Annotated in this window: 14 protein-coding genes and 1 pseudogene; 6 read left to right on the top strand and 9 right to left on the bottom strand. The window is 60.9% G+C overall.

The window, feature by feature from the left end:
• Positions 1 to 29: 29 nt before the first annotated feature.
• On the bottom strand, positions 30 to 1,352 hold the full coding sequence (locus G5253_RS07005) for an isochorismate synthase (protein ID WP_421202971.1): 1,323 nt from the start codon (positions 1,350 to 1,352) through the stop codon (positions 30 to 32).
• A 208-nt stretch (positions 1,353 to 1,560) separates the two neighbouring features.
• On the opposite strand from G5253_RS07005, the gene G5253_RS07000 reads away from it, so the two are divergent.
• The gene (locus G5253_RS07000; protein WP_064340110.1) at positions 1,561 to 2,466 is read left to right on the top strand and encodes a 1,4-dihydroxy-2-naphthoate polyprenyltransferase; all 906 of its coding nucleotides are present in this window, start codon (positions 1,561 to 1,563) and stop codon (positions 2,464 to 2,466) included.
• Between the two features lie 73 nt (positions 2,467 to 2,539).
• On the opposite strand, the gene G5253_RS06995 is transcribed toward G5253_RS07000, so the two are convergent.
• Positions 2,540 to 3,934, bottom strand: coding sequence for a PepSY-associated TM helix domain-containing protein (locus G5253_RS06995; protein WP_421202969.1), 1,395 nt, complete (start codon positions 3,932 to 3,934; stop codon positions 2,540 to 2,542).
• 270 nt (positions 3,935 to 4,204) lie between these two features.
• On the opposite strand from G5253_RS06995, the gene G5253_RS06990 reads away from it, so the two are divergent.
• Positions 4,205 to 4,612: a hypothetical protein gene (locus G5253_RS06990; RefSeq protein WP_421202967.1), complete on the top strand. Its 408-nt coding sequence runs from the start codon at positions 4,205 to 4,207 to the stop codon at positions 4,610 to 4,612.
• A gap of 27 nt (positions 4,613 to 4,639) precedes the next feature.
• On the opposite strand, the pseudogene G5253_RS06985 reads toward G5253_RS06990, so the two are convergent.
• The 3 genes and pseudogenes from G5253_RS06985 to dbpA form a co-directional block, all read right to left on the bottom strand.
• A pseudogene (locus G5253_RS06985) lies at positions 4,640 to 4,732 on the bottom strand (YkgJ family cysteine cluster protein); the annotation flags it as partial.
• 52 nt (positions 4,733 to 4,784) lie between these two features.
• Positions 4,785 to 5,075: a YkgJ family cysteine cluster protein gene (locus G5253_RS06980; protein WP_005341481.1), complete on the bottom strand. Its 291-nt coding sequence runs from the start codon at positions 5,073 to 5,075 to the stop codon at positions 4,785 to 4,787.
• A gap of 89 nt (positions 5,076 to 5,164) precedes the next feature.
• On the bottom strand, positions 5,165 to 6,544 hold the full coding sequence (dbpA, locus tag G5253_RS06975) for an ATP-dependent RNA helicase DbpA (protein ID WP_005335919.1): 1,380 nt from the start codon (positions 6,542 to 6,544) through the stop codon (positions 5,165 to 5,167).
• A 544-nt stretch (positions 6,545 to 7,088) separates the two neighbouring features.
• Here dbpA and G5253_RS06970 point away from each other — a divergent pair.
• Positions 7,089 to 8,294 (top strand): NupC/NupG family nucleoside CNT transporter, encoded by a 1,206-nt coding sequence (locus G5253_RS06970; RefSeq protein WP_216952829.1) that lies wholly within the window; start codon positions 7,089 to 7,091, stop codon positions 8,292 to 8,294.
• A 63-nt stretch (positions 8,295 to 8,357) separates the two neighbouring features.
• On the opposite strand, the gene G5253_RS06965 is transcribed toward G5253_RS06970, so the two are convergent.
• Positions 8,358 to 8,858 (bottom strand): metal-dependent hydrolase, encoded by a 501-nt coding sequence (locus G5253_RS06965; RefSeq protein WP_216980260.1) that lies wholly within the window; start codon positions 8,856 to 8,858, stop codon positions 8,358 to 8,360.
• A 125-nt stretch (positions 8,859 to 8,983) separates the two neighbouring features.
• Entirely contained in the window at positions 8,984 to 9,433 is a 450-nt protein-coding gene (locus tag G5253_RS06960) for a YaiI/YqxD family protein (protein WP_005335916.1), read from the bottom strand.
• A 140-nt stretch (positions 9,434 to 9,573) separates the two neighbouring features.
• On the opposite strand from G5253_RS06960, the gene zntB reads away from it, so the two are divergent.
• Both zntB and G5253_RS06950 read left to right on the top strand, forming a co-directional pair.
• Entirely contained in the window at positions 9,574 to 10,539 is a 966-nt protein-coding gene (gene zntB / locus G5253_RS06955) for a zinc transporter ZntB (RefSeq protein ID WP_162895478.1), read from the top strand.
• A gap of 13 nt (positions 10,540 to 10,552) precedes the next feature.
• Positions 10,553 to 11,065 carry a mechanosensitive ion channel domain-containing protein gene (locus G5253_RS06950; protein WP_005335914.1) on the top strand — a complete coding sequence of 171 codons (513 nt, stop codon included), beginning with the start codon at positions 10,553 to 10,555 and terminating at the stop codon, positions 11,063 to 11,065.
• A gap of 175 nt (positions 11,066 to 11,240) precedes the next feature.
• Here the strand turns inward: G5253_RS06950 and G5253_RS06945 are convergent, their stop codons facing one another.
• On the bottom strand, positions 11,241 to 11,654 hold the full coding sequence (locus tag G5253_RS06945; RefSeq protein ID WP_421202964.1) for a hypothetical protein: 414 nt from the start codon (positions 11,652 to 11,654) through the stop codon (positions 11,241 to 11,243).
• A 262-nt stretch (positions 11,655 to 11,916) separates the two neighbouring features.
• Here G5253_RS06945 and pulA point away from each other — a divergent pair, with 262 nt between their 5' ends.
• Positions 11,917 to 15,951 (top strand): pullulanase-type alpha-1,6-glucosidase, encoded by a 4,035-nt coding sequence (gene pulA / locus G5253_RS06940; protein WP_421202962.1) that lies wholly within the window; start codon positions 11,917 to 11,919, stop codon positions 15,949 to 15,951.
• Positions 15,952 to 16,161: 210 nt separating this feature from the next.
• On the opposite strand, the gene G5253_RS06935 is transcribed toward pulA, so the two are convergent.
• Positions 16,162 to 18,603, bottom strand: coding sequence for a zinc/cadmium/mercury/lead-transporting ATPase (locus tag G5253_RS06935; RefSeq protein ID WP_421202960.1), 2,442 nt, complete (start codon positions 18,601 to 18,603; stop codon positions 16,162 to 16,164).
• Positions 18,604 to 18,648 lie beyond the last annotated feature (45 nt).

Below are 18,648 nucleotides of genomic sequence, written 5' to 3'. Positions count from 1 at the left end.
GGCTCTCGAAGCGTGAAAAGGGTGAGTGACTATCCCAGCAGGGAGAGCACATTGGCGATCTTGTTGTCGAGTTCGGCCCACTCGGCGACAGGCTCGGAACCGGCGACAATGCCGGCACCGGCAAACAGGGTGACGCTGCCCGGCTGAATGCGGGCGCTGCGAATGGCGACCGAGAACTCGGAGGTCTCCCGGCTCAGCATGCCGCAGGCTCCGGCGTACCAGCCCCGATCATAGGGTTCGAACTCGCGGATAAAGGCGAGCGCTGCCTCGCGCGGGGCGCCGCCCACCGCCGGAGTCGGGTGGAGGGTGTCGAGCAGCTGCCAGTCGCAGACCCCGGGCTTGAGCTCGGCTTCGATATCGCACTTGAGGTGTTGCAGCAGCCGCAGTTTGAGAATGCGCGGCTCGGTCAGGGTGGCATCGTGGGTCAGTGGCGCCAGACGGCTGAGTATGTCGGCGTGTACCAGCCGGTTCTCCAGCCGGTTCTTGCTGTCGGCCAGCAGCTCGGCGGCAAGTTGGGCATCCACCTCTTCATCGCCGGAGCGGCGAATGGTGCCCGCCAGCGCCTCGGTAAAGAGGTGGCGATCTTCCCGGCGGTAGAGCCGCTCGGGAGAGCAGGCGATAAAGGCCTGTTCGGGGGAGAATTGAAAACCGAAGTGGAAGCAGTCCTGGGCGTGGCGGGCCCACTGGTCGAGCATGGCCCAGGGATTGATGTCTGCATCATGGTTCGGACTGGTCAGCATACTCTCCCGCGACAGCACCACCTTGGGAGTGTGGGCCTGAAAATCGGGGGCAGTGACGCGCTCTACCAGCGTTTGCCACTGGGCGGGGGCGGGGCAATCCTGTCGCTGCCAGGACTGCTTTTGCAGGGCGGGCAGCGGGTCTTCCGGGCGCAGGGCATCGAGGGCGGCTTCGGCCGCCTGCAGTTCGGCCTCGAGATTGTTTTCATCCAGCCAGAGGTTGAGGCAGAGGCTGACGCATTCGCCACGGCGCACCAGCTCGATGCGGGGCAGCACGAAACGGCAGGGGCCAAACCCTTGCCAGCCGGACTGGGCCGGATCGAACGCCAGTCCACCATAGTAGCGAGGGCTGTCGTCATGATGCTGGTTGGCTGTGTTAGTGCACACCTGCTTGATGGCGTGCGGTTCGGTCAGTTCATGGATGGCGCCTAGCGCGACATACTCGGGACGAGCCTCTCCACGGGCCTGCCAGTAGATGCGGGGATAGAGGGTTTGCGCCGCGAGCCAGCCCAGAAAGGAGCGGATTTCGATCGCCACTCGCAACCGTACGAAGCCGCTGACGTTGCTGTGACGCAGGGCGTCCAGTTGTTGCTTGATATGGGTCTGAGCCAACATGGATTCTTGTCTGAGCCGGGTAGTAACGAGCGATCCGGTAGCTGGATGCCGTAGGTTTATGCCAAAGGGCGATGATTTCCTATATATTATCTGCCCATTCGTCCATGTAAATCGCCCGCGGGAGCTTCACTCTCCGGGGCCAAGTATACCCAAATCCGGTTCGATAACCCTTAACACGATCAATATCCGATTGTTTGGCCATCACAAAATGACAAATACCTTCTCTGTTTGGTTGCTGGCGGCGCGTTTGCGAACATTGCCGCTCGCCTGCTCTTCCATCCTGCTGGGCTCGGGGCTGGCAGCCAGTCGTGGTGCCTTCGATGGCACCATCATGGCGCTCTCCCTGCTGACCGCCATCTTGCTGCAGATCCTCTCCAATCTGGCCAACGATTACGGCGATGCGGTTTCCGGCGCCGACAACGGCGAGCGGATCGGCCCGCAGCGGGCAGTGGTCTCCGGTCTTATCACCAAAAAGCAGATGTGCGTGGCGATGGGGCTGACCGCGCTGGCGGCGGTGGCCAGTGGCCTGCTGCTGCTGGGCTGTGCCTTCGGCGGCCAGTGGCTGCAGATTTTGGCATTTGTGGTGCTGGGTGGTGCTGCCATTGTCGCGGCGGTGACCTACACCGTCGGCAAGACTCCTTACGGCTATCGCGGGTTTGGCGATATCTCTGTGTTCCTCTTCTTCGGCCTGCTCGGGGTGCTCGGCTCCTACTACCTCTTCACCAAGAGTCTGGAGTGGGATCTGCTATTGCCTGCCACCGCCTGTGGCCTGCTGGCCACCGCCGTGCTCAATATCAACAATGTGCGCGACATCGAGACCGATGCCGCCAGCGGCAAGATCACCCTGGCGGTGCGCCTTGGCCGCAACCGCGCCATCGCTTATCACTGGGTACTGTTGGGGGCGGCGTTGCTGGCAACCATCGCCTTTATCCTGATCCAGCCCGCCAGTTTCTGGCCGTGGATCTTCCTACCCGCCATGAAGCCTCTCAGCGATGCGGCCAAGACCCTTCGCGAAAGCTACGATGGCGAGGTGCTGACCGGTGCCCTCAAGAAGACCGCCATCAGCGCCTTTCTGTTCAGCCTGCTGCTCTCCATCGGGTTGGCGCTCTCCTGACCTGATGGATGGAACCGCGATAAATGAAAAGGGCTCCCGAACGGGAGCCCTTTTTGGTCGTTATCGAGGTAGCTCAGCTGGCCTTGGCCAGCGCCGGAGTCCGGCGGGAGAAGAGCAGGGTATCGAGCAGCCAGATGGCGACCATGGAGGCGCCCACCAGCGGGAAGGCGATCCCCAGCAGGATCAGCAGGGCGATGGCTCCGTGCATCGGCGGCAATTTGGCGGGCAGTGGCGGCGCGGCGAGACGCCCCTGCGGACGGCGGCACCACCAGATCCACAGGCCGCTCATGGCGCTGGCCAGCACCATCAGGCAGATAAGCAGTATGGCGAGCTGATGGGGCCAGCCGTAGAGCTTGCCCATGTGCAGCATAACGCCGCTCTCTACTGTCTTGGCGACCGGGCCGTAATCCTGCCAGCACACATCGGCCAGCACCTTGCCGCTGTATTGATCGATATGCAGGGTGGCGTCGTTGCGCGGATCATCGGCAAACAGGGCGATGGTGTAGACGCCGGTGGCGCCGACCGGCGGGGTGATGCTGTAACCCGGTTGGACTCCCCGCTCATGGGCGATCTCGACCACCCGTTGCAGCGGGATCCGCTGGCTTGCCATCACCACTCCCTCGTGCTCGCCGTGGTTCATGGCACCGTGATCGTGCCCCTCATCAACTGGCTGCGAGCTGGGCATGGGGGTGTTCTCCACCGCCCAGGGAACCGTCTGCTCGTGGGCCTGATTCAGGGTGCGGGCCAGCGGTGCCGATTTGGGCACCTCGTTCCACATGGCGGCGGGGAAGCGGTTCCAGACCGCGGCAAACTGATCGCCCCAGAAACCGGTCCAGGTCATGCCACTCAAGAGCAGCAGCAACAGGAAACCTGCGCCCCAGAAGCCGATAACGGCGTGCAGATCGCGCCACCAGAGGCGGCCACGCTGGCTGACTCTGGGCCAGAGAATACCGCCCACGCCGGGCCCCTTGCGCGGCCACCAGAGATAGAGGCCGCTGATGAGCAGCACTATCCCCCAGCCGGCAGCCAGCTCGATCAGCCGATCTCCGGTGGTACCGAGCAGCAGGTCGGCGTGCAGGGAGCGGGCCACCGCTTGCAGATTCCACTTGTTATCCATGGTGCCGAGCAGAGCGCCGCTGGCGGGATCCATAAACAGGGTCAGTTCGCGATCCCCCTGATTGACGATGAACTGGGCGCTCAGGTCGGGAGCGGCAGGCGGCAGGTATTTACGCAGGCTGGCATCGGGCATGGTCATCATCGCCTTGGCCAGCAGTTGGTTGGCACTCAGGGTCTGGCTGGCGGGGGCGACCTTCATCAGCTCGGGGTACATCAGGTTGTCGAGCTGGGGTTTGAACAGATAGACGATCCCGGTCAGTGACAGCAGGATCAGGAAAGGGGCAACAAAGAGACCGGCGTAGAAGTGCCAGCGCCAGATCCGTTGGTAATGACTCGAGTCCCTGTTTTTCATTGCACATCCTTGTTGGGGGGGGGCAAACCTTTCGGCAGGTGGAATGTTTGTGGCGGCGCGGATAATAGCAGTAACGTTTCGTTAACTGCAATCGCACATCTTGAGATCGATTCAGTGCGGGATGTCGGTAACATAAGGTGCCGACGGTTTGCTGGATAGGATGACTACGCTTTGGGGAAAGCCTGTTTGCTGCTGGACTTTTCCTTATAAATTATTACCTTGTGGTAACAATTTGCAGGCGATGGTGGTGGTAACGGAATGGGAGCAGTCATGCAGCCACATGGGCAATTTGACATGGAGCGCAGGGGCCAGATGCTGATCTGCCGCCCGAGTGGCCCCTTCAATCTGGCAGGTGCCATGGCCTATGAGGCGCGCTTTCGTCACGAACTGGCCGGATTGATGGATGGCCCCTGGGGGATTGTCGAGGTCGCGACCGAGTTTGAAGCGGCCGGGCCCGAGGTGCTGGCCCGTTTTCGTCGCCAGTTTGGCTGGTGTGCCGAGAGTGGGTGTCAGTTTCTGGCGGTGGTCTTCGTAGGGGGCTTCAAGCGCTATCTGGCGGATAACATCTTCAAGGGATTACCCTTTCGGGCGGTACGTTACTTCGAGCAGGAGGCAGCGGCCATCCAGTGGCTGGGGGAGCAGCTCAACACCGCTCCCTGTGAACCTGCGAACGCTTGACCACCTCGCTCACCGTTTGGACGGGTTTCACTCCAGCTTGATAAACCACTTATCCCGCTCGTCAACGCAGTCGGGTTCACCCATTTCGAATTCGCGGCAGATCAGCGGCCGTACCTCGTACTCGTACATGGATGGGGCACATCATCGTGGTGAGTGCATTCGAGGATCCTGGTCAATCCAGCTTGATAAACCACTTGTCCCGTTCGTCAACGCAGTCGGGTTCACCCATTTCGAATTCGCGGCAGATCAGCGGTCGCACCTCGTAGATACGGCACATCATGGTGTTGCGGTCGAGGGCGGCGCACCAGCCATCGTCCAGCCGGCGCATGACCGGTATCTCGCCATCCCGTTCCAGTACATAACGGTCCGGCACGCCGGTATCGGTAAAGAGCATCACTTCGAGGCGGCAGCAGCAGGCTTCGCAGTTCTGGCAGCTCACATCGGTTTGGATTGCTTGGGTCATGGTGCCTGCCTTGCCGCATGGCGGCATCGGAGATATGAAACAGGCGCCTGTCAGGCGCCTGTGGTCTGGCTAACGGCTTGCAAAGAACCTTAGCCCAGTTTGCGGGCGCGGTAGCTGCGACCCTTGATCTTGCCTTCCTGCAACCGCTTGAGGGCGGCGCTCGCCACGCTGCGCTTCACGGCGACGTAGGAGTACTGCTCGGAGATCTGGATCTTGCCCACATCGGCACCAGCAATGCCGCCTTCACCGGTCAGGGCGCCGAGAATGTCACCGGCCCGCACCTTGGTCTTGCGGCCTGCATCGATGGAGAGGGTCACCATCTGCGGGGCGATCGGCTTGATATCGCGGCCGATGCTGTCGAGATCACCCAGCGGCATCGGAGCCTGCTGGTACTCTTCGATAAAGTTGACGCGCTGGGCCTCGTTCGGCTGATAGAGGCTCAGGGCCAGACCCTGCTGGCCGGCACGACCGGTACGACCGATGCGGTGCACGTGCACTTCCGGATCATAGGTCAGCTCGTAGTTGATGACGGCGCCCAGCTCCTTGATGTCGAGGCCGCGGGCCGCCACATCGGTGGCCACCAGAATGGTGGCGCTGCCGTTGGCAAAGCGCACCAGCACCTGATCCCGCTCGCGCTGTTCCAGATCGCCATTCAGCGCCAGCGCCGAGAAGCCCTTGGCGGCCAGATGGTCGGCCACGTCGTTACAGGCGCGCTTGGTGTTGCAGAACACCACGCAGGAGCTGGGCTGGTAGTGACTCAGCAGCCAGGTGAGGGCGTCGAGGCGCTGACCGGCAGGCACTTCGTAGAGCTTCTGTTCGATGGCGCTCCCCTCGTGCAGGGATTCCACGCTCACCTCGACCGGATTGCGCTGCACGCCGCGGCTCATCTGGGCGATCCCTTCCGGATAGGTGGCGGAGAAGAGCAGGGTCTGGCGCTGCTGGGGGGCATAGCTGATGACCCGGTTGATATCTTCGCCAAAGCCCATGTCCAGCATGCGATCCGCTTCATCCAGCACCAGCGTCTTGAGGCCGGATAGCTCCAGCGTGCCTTGCTCCAGATGCTTGAGAATGCGACCCGGGGTGCCGACGGCGATGTGGGCACCAAAGCTCAGGGTGGCGGACTGAGGTGCTGTCGGGGTACCGCCGCACAGGGTCACCAGCTTGACGTTGGGCAGGGCGCGCGCCAGACGACGGATCTCCTGAGCCACCTGGTCCGCCAGTTCGCGGGTCGGGCAGAGCACCAGCGCCTGCACTTCGAGGCGGTTGACGTTGAGCTTGGCCAGCAGGCCGAGGCCGAAGGCGGCGGTCTTGCCGCTGCCGGTTTTTGCCTTGGCAATCAGGTCTTTGCCATCGAGCACCAGGGGCAGGCTCTGGGCCTGGATCGGGGTCATCTGCAGGTAACCCAGGCTGGTGAGGTTCTCTTGCAGGGCGGGGGAGAGATTGAGGCTGCTAAATTCGCTGTTGTTCACAAAAGGACTCTATTTCGGAGAAAACGGGGATGCGCGAGCGCTAAGGCCGCGCATCATACCAGAATGTGGCACCGGATGTGGCGGATTTTTGAACGGCTGGCCATGGGGGGCACATTATGGGGGTATTTGTTGCCAGATTGGTTGTGAGCAATATGTGAAAGGATATCGGGGTAATTATTCAAACATGCATGTAATTATTTATTGCGGATAAACGTTTGCCATTTCTGTTGTTTAAATATAATGGTTGAAAAATATTCTATTGGCGAGTGTGGCATTAAACACAATGTTGCGAAAATGATATCAAGATATTTTGGAGGGCCATGAAAATGCCATTTTAATTATGTAATATCATGTTTTTTAATGAATTTGTCGTCGTCAAAGTTGTGCGATTAATATCAGGTTGTTGCGTAATTAATTTAAAAACGTTTGTATTATCCTGCATGCATATTATTACACGGGATTGTGATGACTCTCTGATTTTTAAATGTGCAAATGTCTATGATGGCGCCGGTCGAAAATTACAATTCACTCAGGTGCTACAGGTATGGAATACGTTCACTTTGTGCTCGGACTGGTGATGGTCCTCGCTCTTTCTCTGCTGGCTAACCGCCACAACTGGAGACAGATCAAGCTGCGTTATATCGGCCAACTGCTGGTGGTCGAGCTGGCGCTGGCCTGGTTCATGTTGAACTCGGAAGTGGGTCTGGCTGTGGTGGGTGGCTTCGCGGCCGGCTTCACCAAGCTGATGGAGTTTGCCAAGCAGGGAACCGACTTTGTATTTGGCGGCATGATGAATGAAGGTTCATTTACCTTCTTCCTGATGGTGTTGATGCCCATCGTCTTCATCTCCGTGTTGATCGGTATTCTGCAGTACATCCGCCTGTTGCCGCTGGTGATCCGCGGTATCGGTACCGTGTTGGCCAAGATCAACGGCATGGGCAAGCTGGAGTCCTTCAACGCCATCAGCTCCATGATCGTCGGTCAATCCGAGAACTTCATCGCCCTCAAGAACATCCTGCCGCACCTGAACGAGAAGCAGATGTACACCCTGGCGGCGACGGCGATGTCCACCGTCTCCATGTCCATCGTCGGTGCCTACATGCAGCTGATCGAGCCGCGTTACGTGGTGGCTGCGCTGGTGCTCAACATGTTCAGCACCTTTGTCGTGCTGTCGCTGATCAACCCCTACGAGCCGGACAATACCGTGACCGATGCCAAGGCGCTGGCCGAGGGCGACGAGCACCATACGCCGAAGAGAGAGAACTTCTTCGAGATGCTGGGCGAGTACATCATGGCCGGTTTTTCCGTTGCCGTTATCGTGGCGGCTATGCTGGTGGGCTTTATTGCCCTGATCGCCCTGGTCAACTACCTGTTCGAGCTGGCGTTTGGTGTCAACTTCCAGTACGTCATGGGCTACCTCTTCTATCCAATCGCCTGGATCCTGGGTATCCCGAGTGGTGAAGCGCTGCAAGCGGGCTCCATCATGGCGACCAAGCTGGTGACCAACGAGTTCGTGGCCATGATGGATCTGGGCAAGATTGCTGCCGAGCTCTCCCCGCGTACCGTCGGCATCCTCTCCATCTTCATGGTCTCTTTCGCCAACTTCAGCTCCATCGGCATCATCGCCGGTGCGGTAAAAGCGCTGAACGAAGAGAAGGGCAACATGGTTTCCCGCTTCGGTCTGAAGCTGGTCTACGGTTCAACTCTGGTCAGCCTGCTCTCTGCTGTTATCGCAGGCATCATGATCTGATCCTCAGTGGCATCTGCCACGGTTTGAGCCCCTGACCTCGTCAGGGGCTTTTTTATTTCTGGCTTACAGGCGCCAGCCGCACCACCAGCCGGCAACCAGCAGGGTGAGGGTGCAAAAGCCGGTTTCGATGGCGCCGCCACTGCGCAGCGACCAGCCCGGCAGGCGGTAACGGCGCTTGATGGGCCAGAAGAGCGGAATGCCCGCCGGGGTGAGCCAGTCCCCCAGCAGATGGCTGAGGTAGCCGACGATCAGGGCATCCTTGACCCCCATGGGCAAGGTGTCCGGCGGCAGGCTCTGGTTCAGCCCCCAGACGGCAGCGGCGACCGCCAGCAGACTGTGGGTGAAACCGCGATGCCCGAACAGCCGCGACAGAGGTTTCGAGATCCACGGCAGTCGTTGCCCCAGCACCGATTTGGGGTGGTCGAGGTCGGGCAACAGGGCGCTGGCCAGCGCGGCAGGGATGGTCTGCCACAGACTGGCATCTGCCAGGGCCGGAGTGAGCTGCAGTTTGTGGGCGATCAGGGTGCAGGTAACGGAGAAGAGCAGGTGCCCTTGGGCGGTCATGATGATTACGGCGTGGACAAGATGGCGGCGCATCTTACCAGCCTGACGGTTGTGGTCAGCTCTTATTTTAAAAATCAGGATGTTACGGCGAAAAAGCGCCCAAATTGGGCGCCTTTATAGCCTATTTATAACTTGCCTTTGACCAGCCACTTGTCGAGGGCGTTGGCGAAGCGCTGCTTGTCGGCGGCATTGAAGGGGGCCGGGCCGCCGGTTTGCACGCCGGCCGAGCGCAGCTCTTCCATAAAGTTGCGCATGCCGAGCCGCGCCTTGATGGTTTCGCGGGTGTAGATCTCGCCACGGGGGTTGAGCGCCTCGCCACCGGCATCGATCACCCAGGAGGCGAGGGGGATATCACCGGTGATCACCAGATCGCCGGGCTGAACCTGCTGGGCGATGACATGATCTGCCACATCGAATCCCTTCTCCACTTGCTGGGTTTTGATGAAAGGCGAGGGGGGCACCCGCAATCCCTGATTGGCCACCAGGGTGGTGACGACCTGGGCGCGGTGGGCGGCGCGGTAGAGGATCTCCTTGACCGGAATGGGGCAGGCATCGGCATCAACCCAGATGGGCATGGCATGGTTTCCTGTAGTGAAAGCGGATGGAAAACGAGAGCGGCCATGTTAACACAGGCCTCCCCTTCCCGGCGCGGGGCTGAGTCGGCCCCGCCTTTGGTGTAAGCTGGGGCCAGCACATGAAACGAGAAGGAGACGAGATGGATCGGGTGCCCGGTGAAGTGATTTATGCCCTGACCCTGGATGGCAAGGGGGGCATGGCGCCGCTGATGGCGGGAAGCGAAGTCCCGGCGGGACATCCCGGCTGGCTGCATCTGGATTACGGCAATCCCGATTCGGCGCGCTGGCTGTTGCAGACCCCCTTGCTCAGCGAGGCGGCCAGGGAGTCGCTGCTCGGCCAGAGCAATCGTCCCAAGCTGGTGCGGATGGGGGAGACGGTGCTGCTGATCCTGCGCGGCATCAACCACAACAAGGATCACAGGCCCGAAGAGATGGTGGCGCTGCGCATCTTCATCACCCCGGATCTCATCATCAGCAGCCGTCGTCGTCCGCTGCTCTCCGAGCAGGATGTCTTCAACCAGCTCAAGCTGGGGGGCGGCGCCGATACCCCGGCCGACTGGCTGGTGGAGATTTGTGATGCCCTGACCGATCGGGCGGGGGAGTTTGTCGAGGAACTGCACGACAAGATCCTCGATCTGGAGGAGATGGTGCTGATGCGCGACATGCCCGCCAATGGCCGCTTGGCGCTGATCCGCAAGCAGCTCATCATGATCCGCCGCTACCTCTCCCCCCAGCGGGATCTGGTGGCGCGCCTTGCCAACGAGAAGATCAGCTGGCTGGATGAGGATGATCGCCGTCGTCTGCTCGATATCGCCGACCGGCTGCGGCGCTGGCTCGACGACCTCGATGCGGGAGTGGCACGCACCGCTGTGCTGGCAGACGAGATCAACAATCTGATGGCGGAGGCGACCAACCGCCGCGCCTACCAGATGTCGGTGATGGCGCTGCTCTTTTTACCTGCCAGCTTCCTGACCGGCCTGTTTGGCATCAACCTCGGCGGTATCCCCGGGGCCGAGAATCCGACCGCCTTCTGGGTCTTCTGTGGTTCGCTGGTGGCGCTGGCCAGCGGGCTGGCTATCTGGCTCAAGCATCGGCGCTGGTGGTAAGGAGGCATAATCCGTGTGGCAATCAATTGGTCTGACCCTGCTGCTGTTGCTGGGTCATACCCTTATTCGGCGGCTTATTCACAAGAGTCTGCTGGCGCTCGGTCAGAGTCGGCAGGTGAGCGAGAACCGGGTGCTCTACGTGGCCCATGTGTTCCACTTCCTGCTCGGCTGCGCCACCTTGCTGGTGCTGGCCGGAGTGTGGGGGCTCGACTTCTCCCGACTGGTGGTGCTCGCGTCCTCCTTCTTTGCGGTACTGGGGGTCGCCATGGTGGCCCAGTGGTCGATCCTCTCCAACATCACCGCCAGCATCACCATCTTCTTCGCTTTCCCCTACAAGATTGGCGACCGGATCCGCATCCTCGACAAGGATGATTCGGTCACCGGCGTCATCACCGAGATTGGCCTCTTCTATGTGCGGGTGCGCGATGACAACGGCGATCTGGTCACCTATCCGGCCAACCTGATCCTGCAAAAGCCGGTCAGAAAGCTGGAGGGCAAGGTGGTGGAACCGCTGCAGCCGGAATAGAAAGTAACCGGAATAAGAAAAGGCTCCTCTGGAGCCTTTTTGCTGTGTGGCAGGTACCGACGACGGTACGTCGCGAAGACGCCCATCCGTTGAACCTTACTTCGACAGGAACAGGCTATTGTAGATGCTTGCTGCGGCCACAATAGCCAGAACGGGTCAACAGTTGGCTCTGCTGCTAGATCTCCTGTTGTGCAACATCTGCCTGTGGCTTGTGTTGCCAGATTGCCCCGAGCAGCAACTTGAGCAGCAGTCCGGGCGGGTTGTCCAGCAGCTTGCCGGACTCCAGCAGCAGCTGACCATCGGCGCGAAACCCGAGGCTGGCATCTATGGTGCCATCCTCCGAGACCACCTGGATCAAACCATTGAGGGCAGAGCGCTCACCGGGTTGACAGCGCAGCCGCAGCTCGCGGGGTTCCCCCAGCAGGGTGAAGGCGCGGCTCAGCGGGGGTGAGTCTTCATAATCGGGCCAGTTGAAGAAGTGATACTGCTCGGCCAGGGCGCCAGCCTGCTGGCAGAACTGGTCGAACAGCTGACCGATTGCCTGATACTCCTGATCGAGTCGTCTTGCCTGCTCTTCAATCCGTTTCATTGTTTACTCCTTGTCTATCCACTTGATCAGACATTGCTTTTCTGACCCCGTGACTGCCGCTTTCCAGATATGAGGCCAAATGGCCGCGAGGTCTGTGAGCCGGATCGAAGTTTCAGTCTGAAAACGTTATCTTGTTGAAACTGGATGGTTTTTTTGCCCTGTCGCTCACATTTGAATCGATTGCCGCTGATTAATATGGCACCGCCTGGCAATGACCGGGTGCTCGACTATCGAGACTAACTACAGCGGGAATTATAAAAATATGGATATGAAAAAGACCAAAGTGGCGCTGGTAACAGCCTCACTGCTCGCGCTTTTGTCTGGCTGCAATGGCAACAGCACATCTACTTCTACACCTGAACCTTCTGACGGACCTGTCGCTCGCCTGCCCAAAATGGATCCCCCAAAGGAGCTGCTGCAAGCAGGCCCCAACGAGGTAGTCATTGCGCTGGTGGACACCCAGGCGGCAGCCAAGAGTGCCAAGACACCGTTTGACAGCCACAGCTTGCATCTTTGGAATAACGATGCCTGCAATGCAACGGCAGATAGCGGCCTGAACAGCGGGTGGGATGACAAGAGCAAGACACCTGCCACTGCCGACAACTTTGGTCCGGCCTGGGTCGTACCGCTCAGCAAGGTGGAAGGGTGCATCAACTTTATCGCTCGCAACGGCGATCTGGCCAACCTGACCGGCAGCGATATGAAGGTGATCTTCAGTGAGCACCCGGATCGCACCGTGGCCATCGTCGCGGGCAAGAAAGATCTGTTTGGCAGCCGTGCCGAAGCCTTTACCGCCGCCTTTGGCGTGGCGGGGGCCAGCGCTCATCTGATCGATGGCAATACCCTGATTTGGCAAGGGGGCAAGGACAAGCCCCATGTTCGCCTCTATTACACCGACTCGGGCACCATCAAGGCCAATGCCGATGGGGTGTTCGATTTCCCCTATATCAGCCTGACCGCGACCAGCCTCACTGCCGAGCAGCAGGCCAAATATCCGCACCTCAAGGATGCCGCCGCCTTTGCCCTGCCTGCCGGTAAAGATCTCAAGCCCCTGCTCAAGGGGGAACTAGTGGCTATCGGCACAGATGCCGACGGTATCCTGCAGGGAGCCACCCTGGTGCAAAGCGCCGGCGCCCTCGATGCGCTCTATGCTCCCGAGGCGACCAAGCTGAGCTATGGCGCCGTGGTAGAGGGCAACCGGGTGACCTTCCGCCTCTGGGCGCCGACCGCCAAGTCGGTCAAGCTGGCCCTCTACAACGCCAGCCATCAGAAGAGTGATGAAGTGGCCATGACTTTCGACAGCGCCAGCGGCAGCTGGAGCTACGAGGGGGGCAGCGAGCTGATCGGTCAGTTCTACCGCTACGACATGGAGGTTTACCATCCGCTGAGCCGCAAGGTTGAGCACTACGAGGTGACCGATCCCTACTCCCTGAGTCTGGCGATGAACTCCGAGTTCAGTCAGGTAGTGGATCTCGACGATCCGGCCCTGAAACCGGAAGGATGGGACAGCCTCAAGGCGCCCCACAGCCAGCAGAACCCCGCCGACATCACCATCTATGAGGCCCATATTCGCGACCTGACCGGTAACGATGCCTCCACCGATGAAGAGAAGCGCGGCAAGTTTGTCGGTCTGACCCAGCCCGACTCTGTACCGGTCAACCATCTGAAAGCGCTGGCAAAAAGCGGCGTCAGCCACCTGCACCTGCTGCCGGTGTTCGATATTGCCACCGTCAACGAGGATCCGGCCAAGGTGGCCAATCTCGGCGATGACTTCAGCAAGCTCTGTCAGGTCAATCCGGATGTGAAAACATCCAAATTTGGCGGCTACTGTGGTGGCGGTCAGACCGTGGGAGATGTGCTGGCCGACCTGCAAGGGGGCGACAGCAAGGATAATCCGCAGGTGCAGGAGCTTTCCGGTTACCTGCGCGGCGTCGACTCCTTCAACTGGGGTTATGATCCCTACCACTACACCACGCCGGAAGGCTCCTACGCCACCAACGCCGAGGGCACCAAACGTATTCTGGAGTTCCGCGAGATGGTCAAGGCCATCAAGCAGAACATCGGCATGAACGTGGTGATGGATGTGGTCTACAACCACACCAACGAATCCGGGCTCGGCCCCAAGTCGGTGCTCGACAAGATAGTGCCCTGGTACTATCAGCGCCTCAATCCGGAGACCGGCTCGGTGGAGAACTCCACCTGTTGCTCCAACACGGCGCCGGAGCACGCCATGTTCGCCAAGCTGATGGATGACTCTCTGGTCACCTGGGCGCGCGACTACAAGATCGACGCCTTCCGCTTCGACCTGATGGGCCACCATCCGAAAGATCAGATGGTGCAGGCGCTGGCCGCGGTGAAGAAGGTCAATCCCGAGATGTACTTCTACGGCGAGGGGTGGAACTTCGGCGAAGTGCAGGATGACAAGCGCTTCGTGCAGGCGACCCAGAAGCATCTGGGCGGTACCGGTATCGGCTCCTTCTCGGACCGCTTGCGCGATGCGGTGCGCGGCGGCAGTCCGTTCGACGGCGGCGATACCATTCGCAAGACCCAGGGCTTTGGCAACGGTGCTTTCGTCGATCCTAACGAAATGAGCAAGGTGGATCTGGCTACTGCCTTGCACCAGTCCGATCTGGTGCGGCTCGGCATGGCGGGTAACCTCAAGGAGTTCGTGCTGACCGACAAGGATGGCATGCCGAAGAAAGGCGCCGAGATCGACTACAACGGTCAGAGCGCCGGTTATGCCCAGGATCCGGTGGAAGTGCAGAACTATGTCGACAAGCACGACAACCAGACCCTGTTCGACAACCTGATCTACAAGGCGCCTGCCGGAGCCGATCTGGTGCGGATGCAGGGGGTCTCGCTGGCGACAGCCATGCTGGGTCAGGGCATTCCCTTCACCCACGCCGGTGTCGAGCTGCTGCGTTCCAAATCCATGGAGCGGGACAGTTATGACTCGGGCGACTGGTACAACAAGGTCGACTACACCCTGGGCGACAACAACTTCGACAAGGGGTTGCCGCGCAAGGACAAGGATGGCGACAACTATCCGCTGATTGAGCAGGTGCTCGGCAAGCATGCCAAGCCGGGCTCGGCCGAGATGGCGCAGATGGTGAGCTTCTATCAGGAGCTGGCGGAGCTGCGCAACTCCTCCCGCCTGCTGCGTCTGGGCAGTGGCGCCGAGGTGATCAAGCGGGTCGACTTCCGCAATACCGGCCCGGATCAGGTGCCCGGCCTTATCGTCATGACGGTGGATGATGGCGTCAGTGCCGGGGGTGATCTGGATCCGGCCATCGACGGTCTGGTGGTGATGATCAACGCCAGCAACCAGAGCCAGAGCATCGGCGACTTCCGTGACGGCAACGATCAGCCGATCGATCTGAGCGGTATGGTGCTTAGCAGCAAGCATCGCGCAGTCGACAGCATCGCCAGCGGCGCCGCCTATGACAACGGCCAGCTGACGCTGGGGGCCTGGTCTGCCGCCGTGTTCGTCAAGCCGCAGTCTGGTGCACAGGGCGCGGGCCTGCCGGTCAGCAAGAAGACCGACTTGAGCACCCTGCCACCGTTTGGCAACACCGATGTTTATCTGAAGGGGTTCCTCAATGAGTGGGGCAACACCAACCAGATGACCTTCAGCGGCAACTTTATGTACGAGTTCACTACCGAGGTGAGCACCGACAAGCTGGGTACCACCAACGTCAAGATCGCTGACGCCAGTTGGGGGCCGGTCAACTACGGCAGCTGCAACGCTGGTGACAAGCTGGTGGTCGGCACTCCGCTGACCCTTTGCAAGGGGGGGGAAACCGGCAATATCGGTGTCGATCTGGCCAAGGCAGGCAGCTACAAGTTTGTCTTTACCGCCATGAACAAGGACAAACCGACCCTGAGCGTCAGCTTCACCGAGCCGGTGCAGAGCTGCAAGGTGTTGGATACGGTGGCGGGCAATCCGCTCGGCTACAACCTGTTCGTCAAGGGTGAGCTTTCAGGCTGGAATGCCCAACCTCAGTACCAGCTGAGCTACAAGGGGATGGACGGCGATCTCGCCATCTATCAGGCGGCGTTCAACTACGCTGGCAGCACCGAGTTCAAGGTCGCCAACGAGGACTGGAGCAAGGAGTACCTGCTCAACGGTGGCGGCGCGGTGAACGCTGAAACCGGCTATTCGTTCGCCTTCTCCAAGGGGGGCAGTGCCAATAACAGCATCACCCTGCCGCAGGGGCTGTGGAGTGTGCTGGTGAAGGTTGACCCGGCTGGCGTCAAGGCGGGCACAGCCGTCATTCAGGAGTGCAGCGTCAAGTAAGCAAGCCATTGAGTCCGGGGGATGGCTCGGCGCCCCCGGGTTGAATTCCACCTTGCCAAGGGTGGGATAACTCCGAGAGAGTAAGCAAAGCGCGACTGCCGACCGGCAGGCGCGCTTTTTCTTTTACGGGGTGCCGTGAGAGAAATGAGAGGAAAAAGAAAAGCCGTCCCGGTTGGGGGACGGCTTTTGGCTGGGATGCTATCGGCTGGCTTAACGCTTGCGCAGCAGCCGCAAGGCGTTGGCGGTCACCAGCGCTGTGGCGCCGGTATCGGCCAGCACCGCAATCCACAGACCGGTGATGCCGAGCAGGCTGGTGACCAGGAAGATGGCTTTAAGCCCCAGCGCCAGCGCAATATTCTGGTGAATATTGGTCAGTGCCGCCCGCGACAGCCGGATCATCGCGGCAATACCGCCGAGCTGGTTGTGGGTCAGCGCCGCATCGGCGGTCTCCAGCGCCACATCGGTGCCGCCCCCCATGGCGATGCCGATACTGGCCCGCTTCATGGCGGGGGCATCGTTGATGCCATCGCCGATCATGGCAACCTTCCGGGTGCAGGCCAGCTTGGCGATCTCTTCTACCTTGTTCTCCGGCAGCAGACCGGCACGCCAGCCCATGCCCAGCTCGGTGGCGATCGCCTCGGCGGCGTTGGGGTTATCCCCGGTTAACATGATGCTGTTGAGCCCGAGTCGGTTGAGCTCTTGCAGCGCGGCCGCTGCCTCCGGCCGGATCTGATCCCGCAGCGCCAGCAGGGCAATCGGCAGCGCTTGGTCGCCACTGCTCTGGCAGAGCACCACGACGGTCTTGCCCTGCCGCTCCAGCGAACCAATCCGTGTCTGCTGTTCCACATTCAGGGTCGCCACCCGGTTCGGTGCCAGCAGTTGCCACAGTTCACCGTTGATGCGTCCCTCAACCCCCATGCCCGGCAGGGCACGCAAGTCTCGGGCCTCCGCCAGCGTCAGCCCCTGTTCGGTCGCGTTGGCGACCACGGCGCGGGCCAGCGGGTGGTGGGAGCCCTGCTCGATGGCAGCCGCCAGTGCCAGCAACTCGGTCTCCGGTTGGCCATTGAGGCTCACCAGCTCGGTCAGTTGCGGCTTGCCCAGGGTCAGGGTGCCGGTCTTGTCAAAGGCGACGGTGTCGATATGGGCCAATCGCTCCAGTGCAGCCCCGCCCTTGATTAGCGCCCCCTGACGGGTGGCGGCGGCCAGCGCCGAGGTAACAGCTGCCGGGGTTGAGATGACCAGCGCGCAGGGGCAGCCGATCAGCAGCAGCGCCAGTCCGCGATAGCTCCACTCGTCCCAGCTCTGGCTGAAGGCAAGGGGCGGCACCAGCACCACCAGCAGGGCAACCAGCATCATGGCCGGGGTATACCAGCGGCTGAAGCGGTCGATAAAGCGCTCGATGGGGGCGCGCTGGCTTTCGGCCTCTTCGATTAGGTGCAGAATGCGGTCGATGGCGTTGTTGCCAGGCTCGGAGACGACTTCAAGGCGCAGCACTCGATCTGCAGCCAGACTGCCGGCCGGCACCTTGTCACCCTGACGGCGTTCCACCGGAATAGACTCACCGGTCAGGGCGCTCTCGTCAAACGCACCGAGTTCATCGAGCAGGCGGGCATCGGCAGGCAAGCGGGCTCCCGGGGCGATTTCGATAATGTCGCCGGGACGCAGCTCATCGGCGCCGACCTCTTCGCGCACCTCGCTCTCGGCAGTGGTACGGATGCGCAGCGCCTTGTCAGGCACCAGCGCCATCAGCGCGGTCACTCCGGCCCGGGCGCGTCCTGCGGCGTAGGCCTCCAGATGTTCACCCAGCATAAAGAGCAGCAGCACCATGGCCGCTTCGGCGGTTTCACCGAGGAACAGGGCGCCCAGGGCGGCCACCGTCATCAGGGTCTCGATGGCGAAGGGGGAGCCGCTTTTGGTCAGCGCCCACGCCTTGCGGGAGATGGGCCACAGACCCCAGAGGGTCGCCAGGGTAAAGAGTGGCTGACCGAGCTCTTTCGGCAGCAGGGCGGCGACCAGCATCAGGCCGGCCAGTGACAGGGGCTGCCAATATTTGCCCAGGGTGGTCAGCAGCGGGCTTTGGCGTGTTGCTTCCTTTGTGATTGTGTGGGCTGTATTGGCCTGAGCACCCTTGAGCTGGAAACCGGCGGCCAGCACGGCGGCGGTGACGGGATCGGGGGAGAGACCGGGGGCCAGATCCACCACCAGCTTCTCGGTGGTAAACAACACGCGTGCCTGTTGCACGCCGCTCACCCGGCTGACGGCGGTCTCGATCTTGCGGGCGCAGCTGGGGCAATCCATCCCCAACACCTGCCAGCTATGGCGACTGTTACCTTGCTCCGGCGCAACCAGCGGGTCGGCAGGGGGCATATCGTGCTCATGCTCATGCTCATGCTTATGATCGTGAGCTGGCGATAAGGGGGGGCTGCAGCACGCTTTATCGTGACAGCCCCCTCGGGGAGGCTCTTCATCCCCGGGGGATTCATTGCCGTCACGGGATGCGTGCTCATGAGGTGTCTGGGTTGAACAGCAACTGACGGGCGTGGTGTTGTCGCAGCAGTGGCTATCGTGGTGATGCTCACTCTGGCCGGAGGTCGCCTTGCTGACGGCCTTGATGGGGGCAGTGTGCTGATGATTGCAGCAGGATTTGCTCATGATGAGTCCCTCTTGATGGATCCCGCCCCTGCGAGATCCCTGATT

Source organism: Aeromonas sp. 602658, assembly GCF_049173005.1.
Classification (GTDB): Bacteria; Pseudomonadota; Gammaproteobacteria; order Enterobacterales; family Aeromonadaceae; genus Aeromonas; species Aeromonas veronii_A.
The sequence above is the reverse complement of the archived record's forward strand: the minus strand, read 5'-3'. Positions and strand labels throughout refer to the sequence as shown.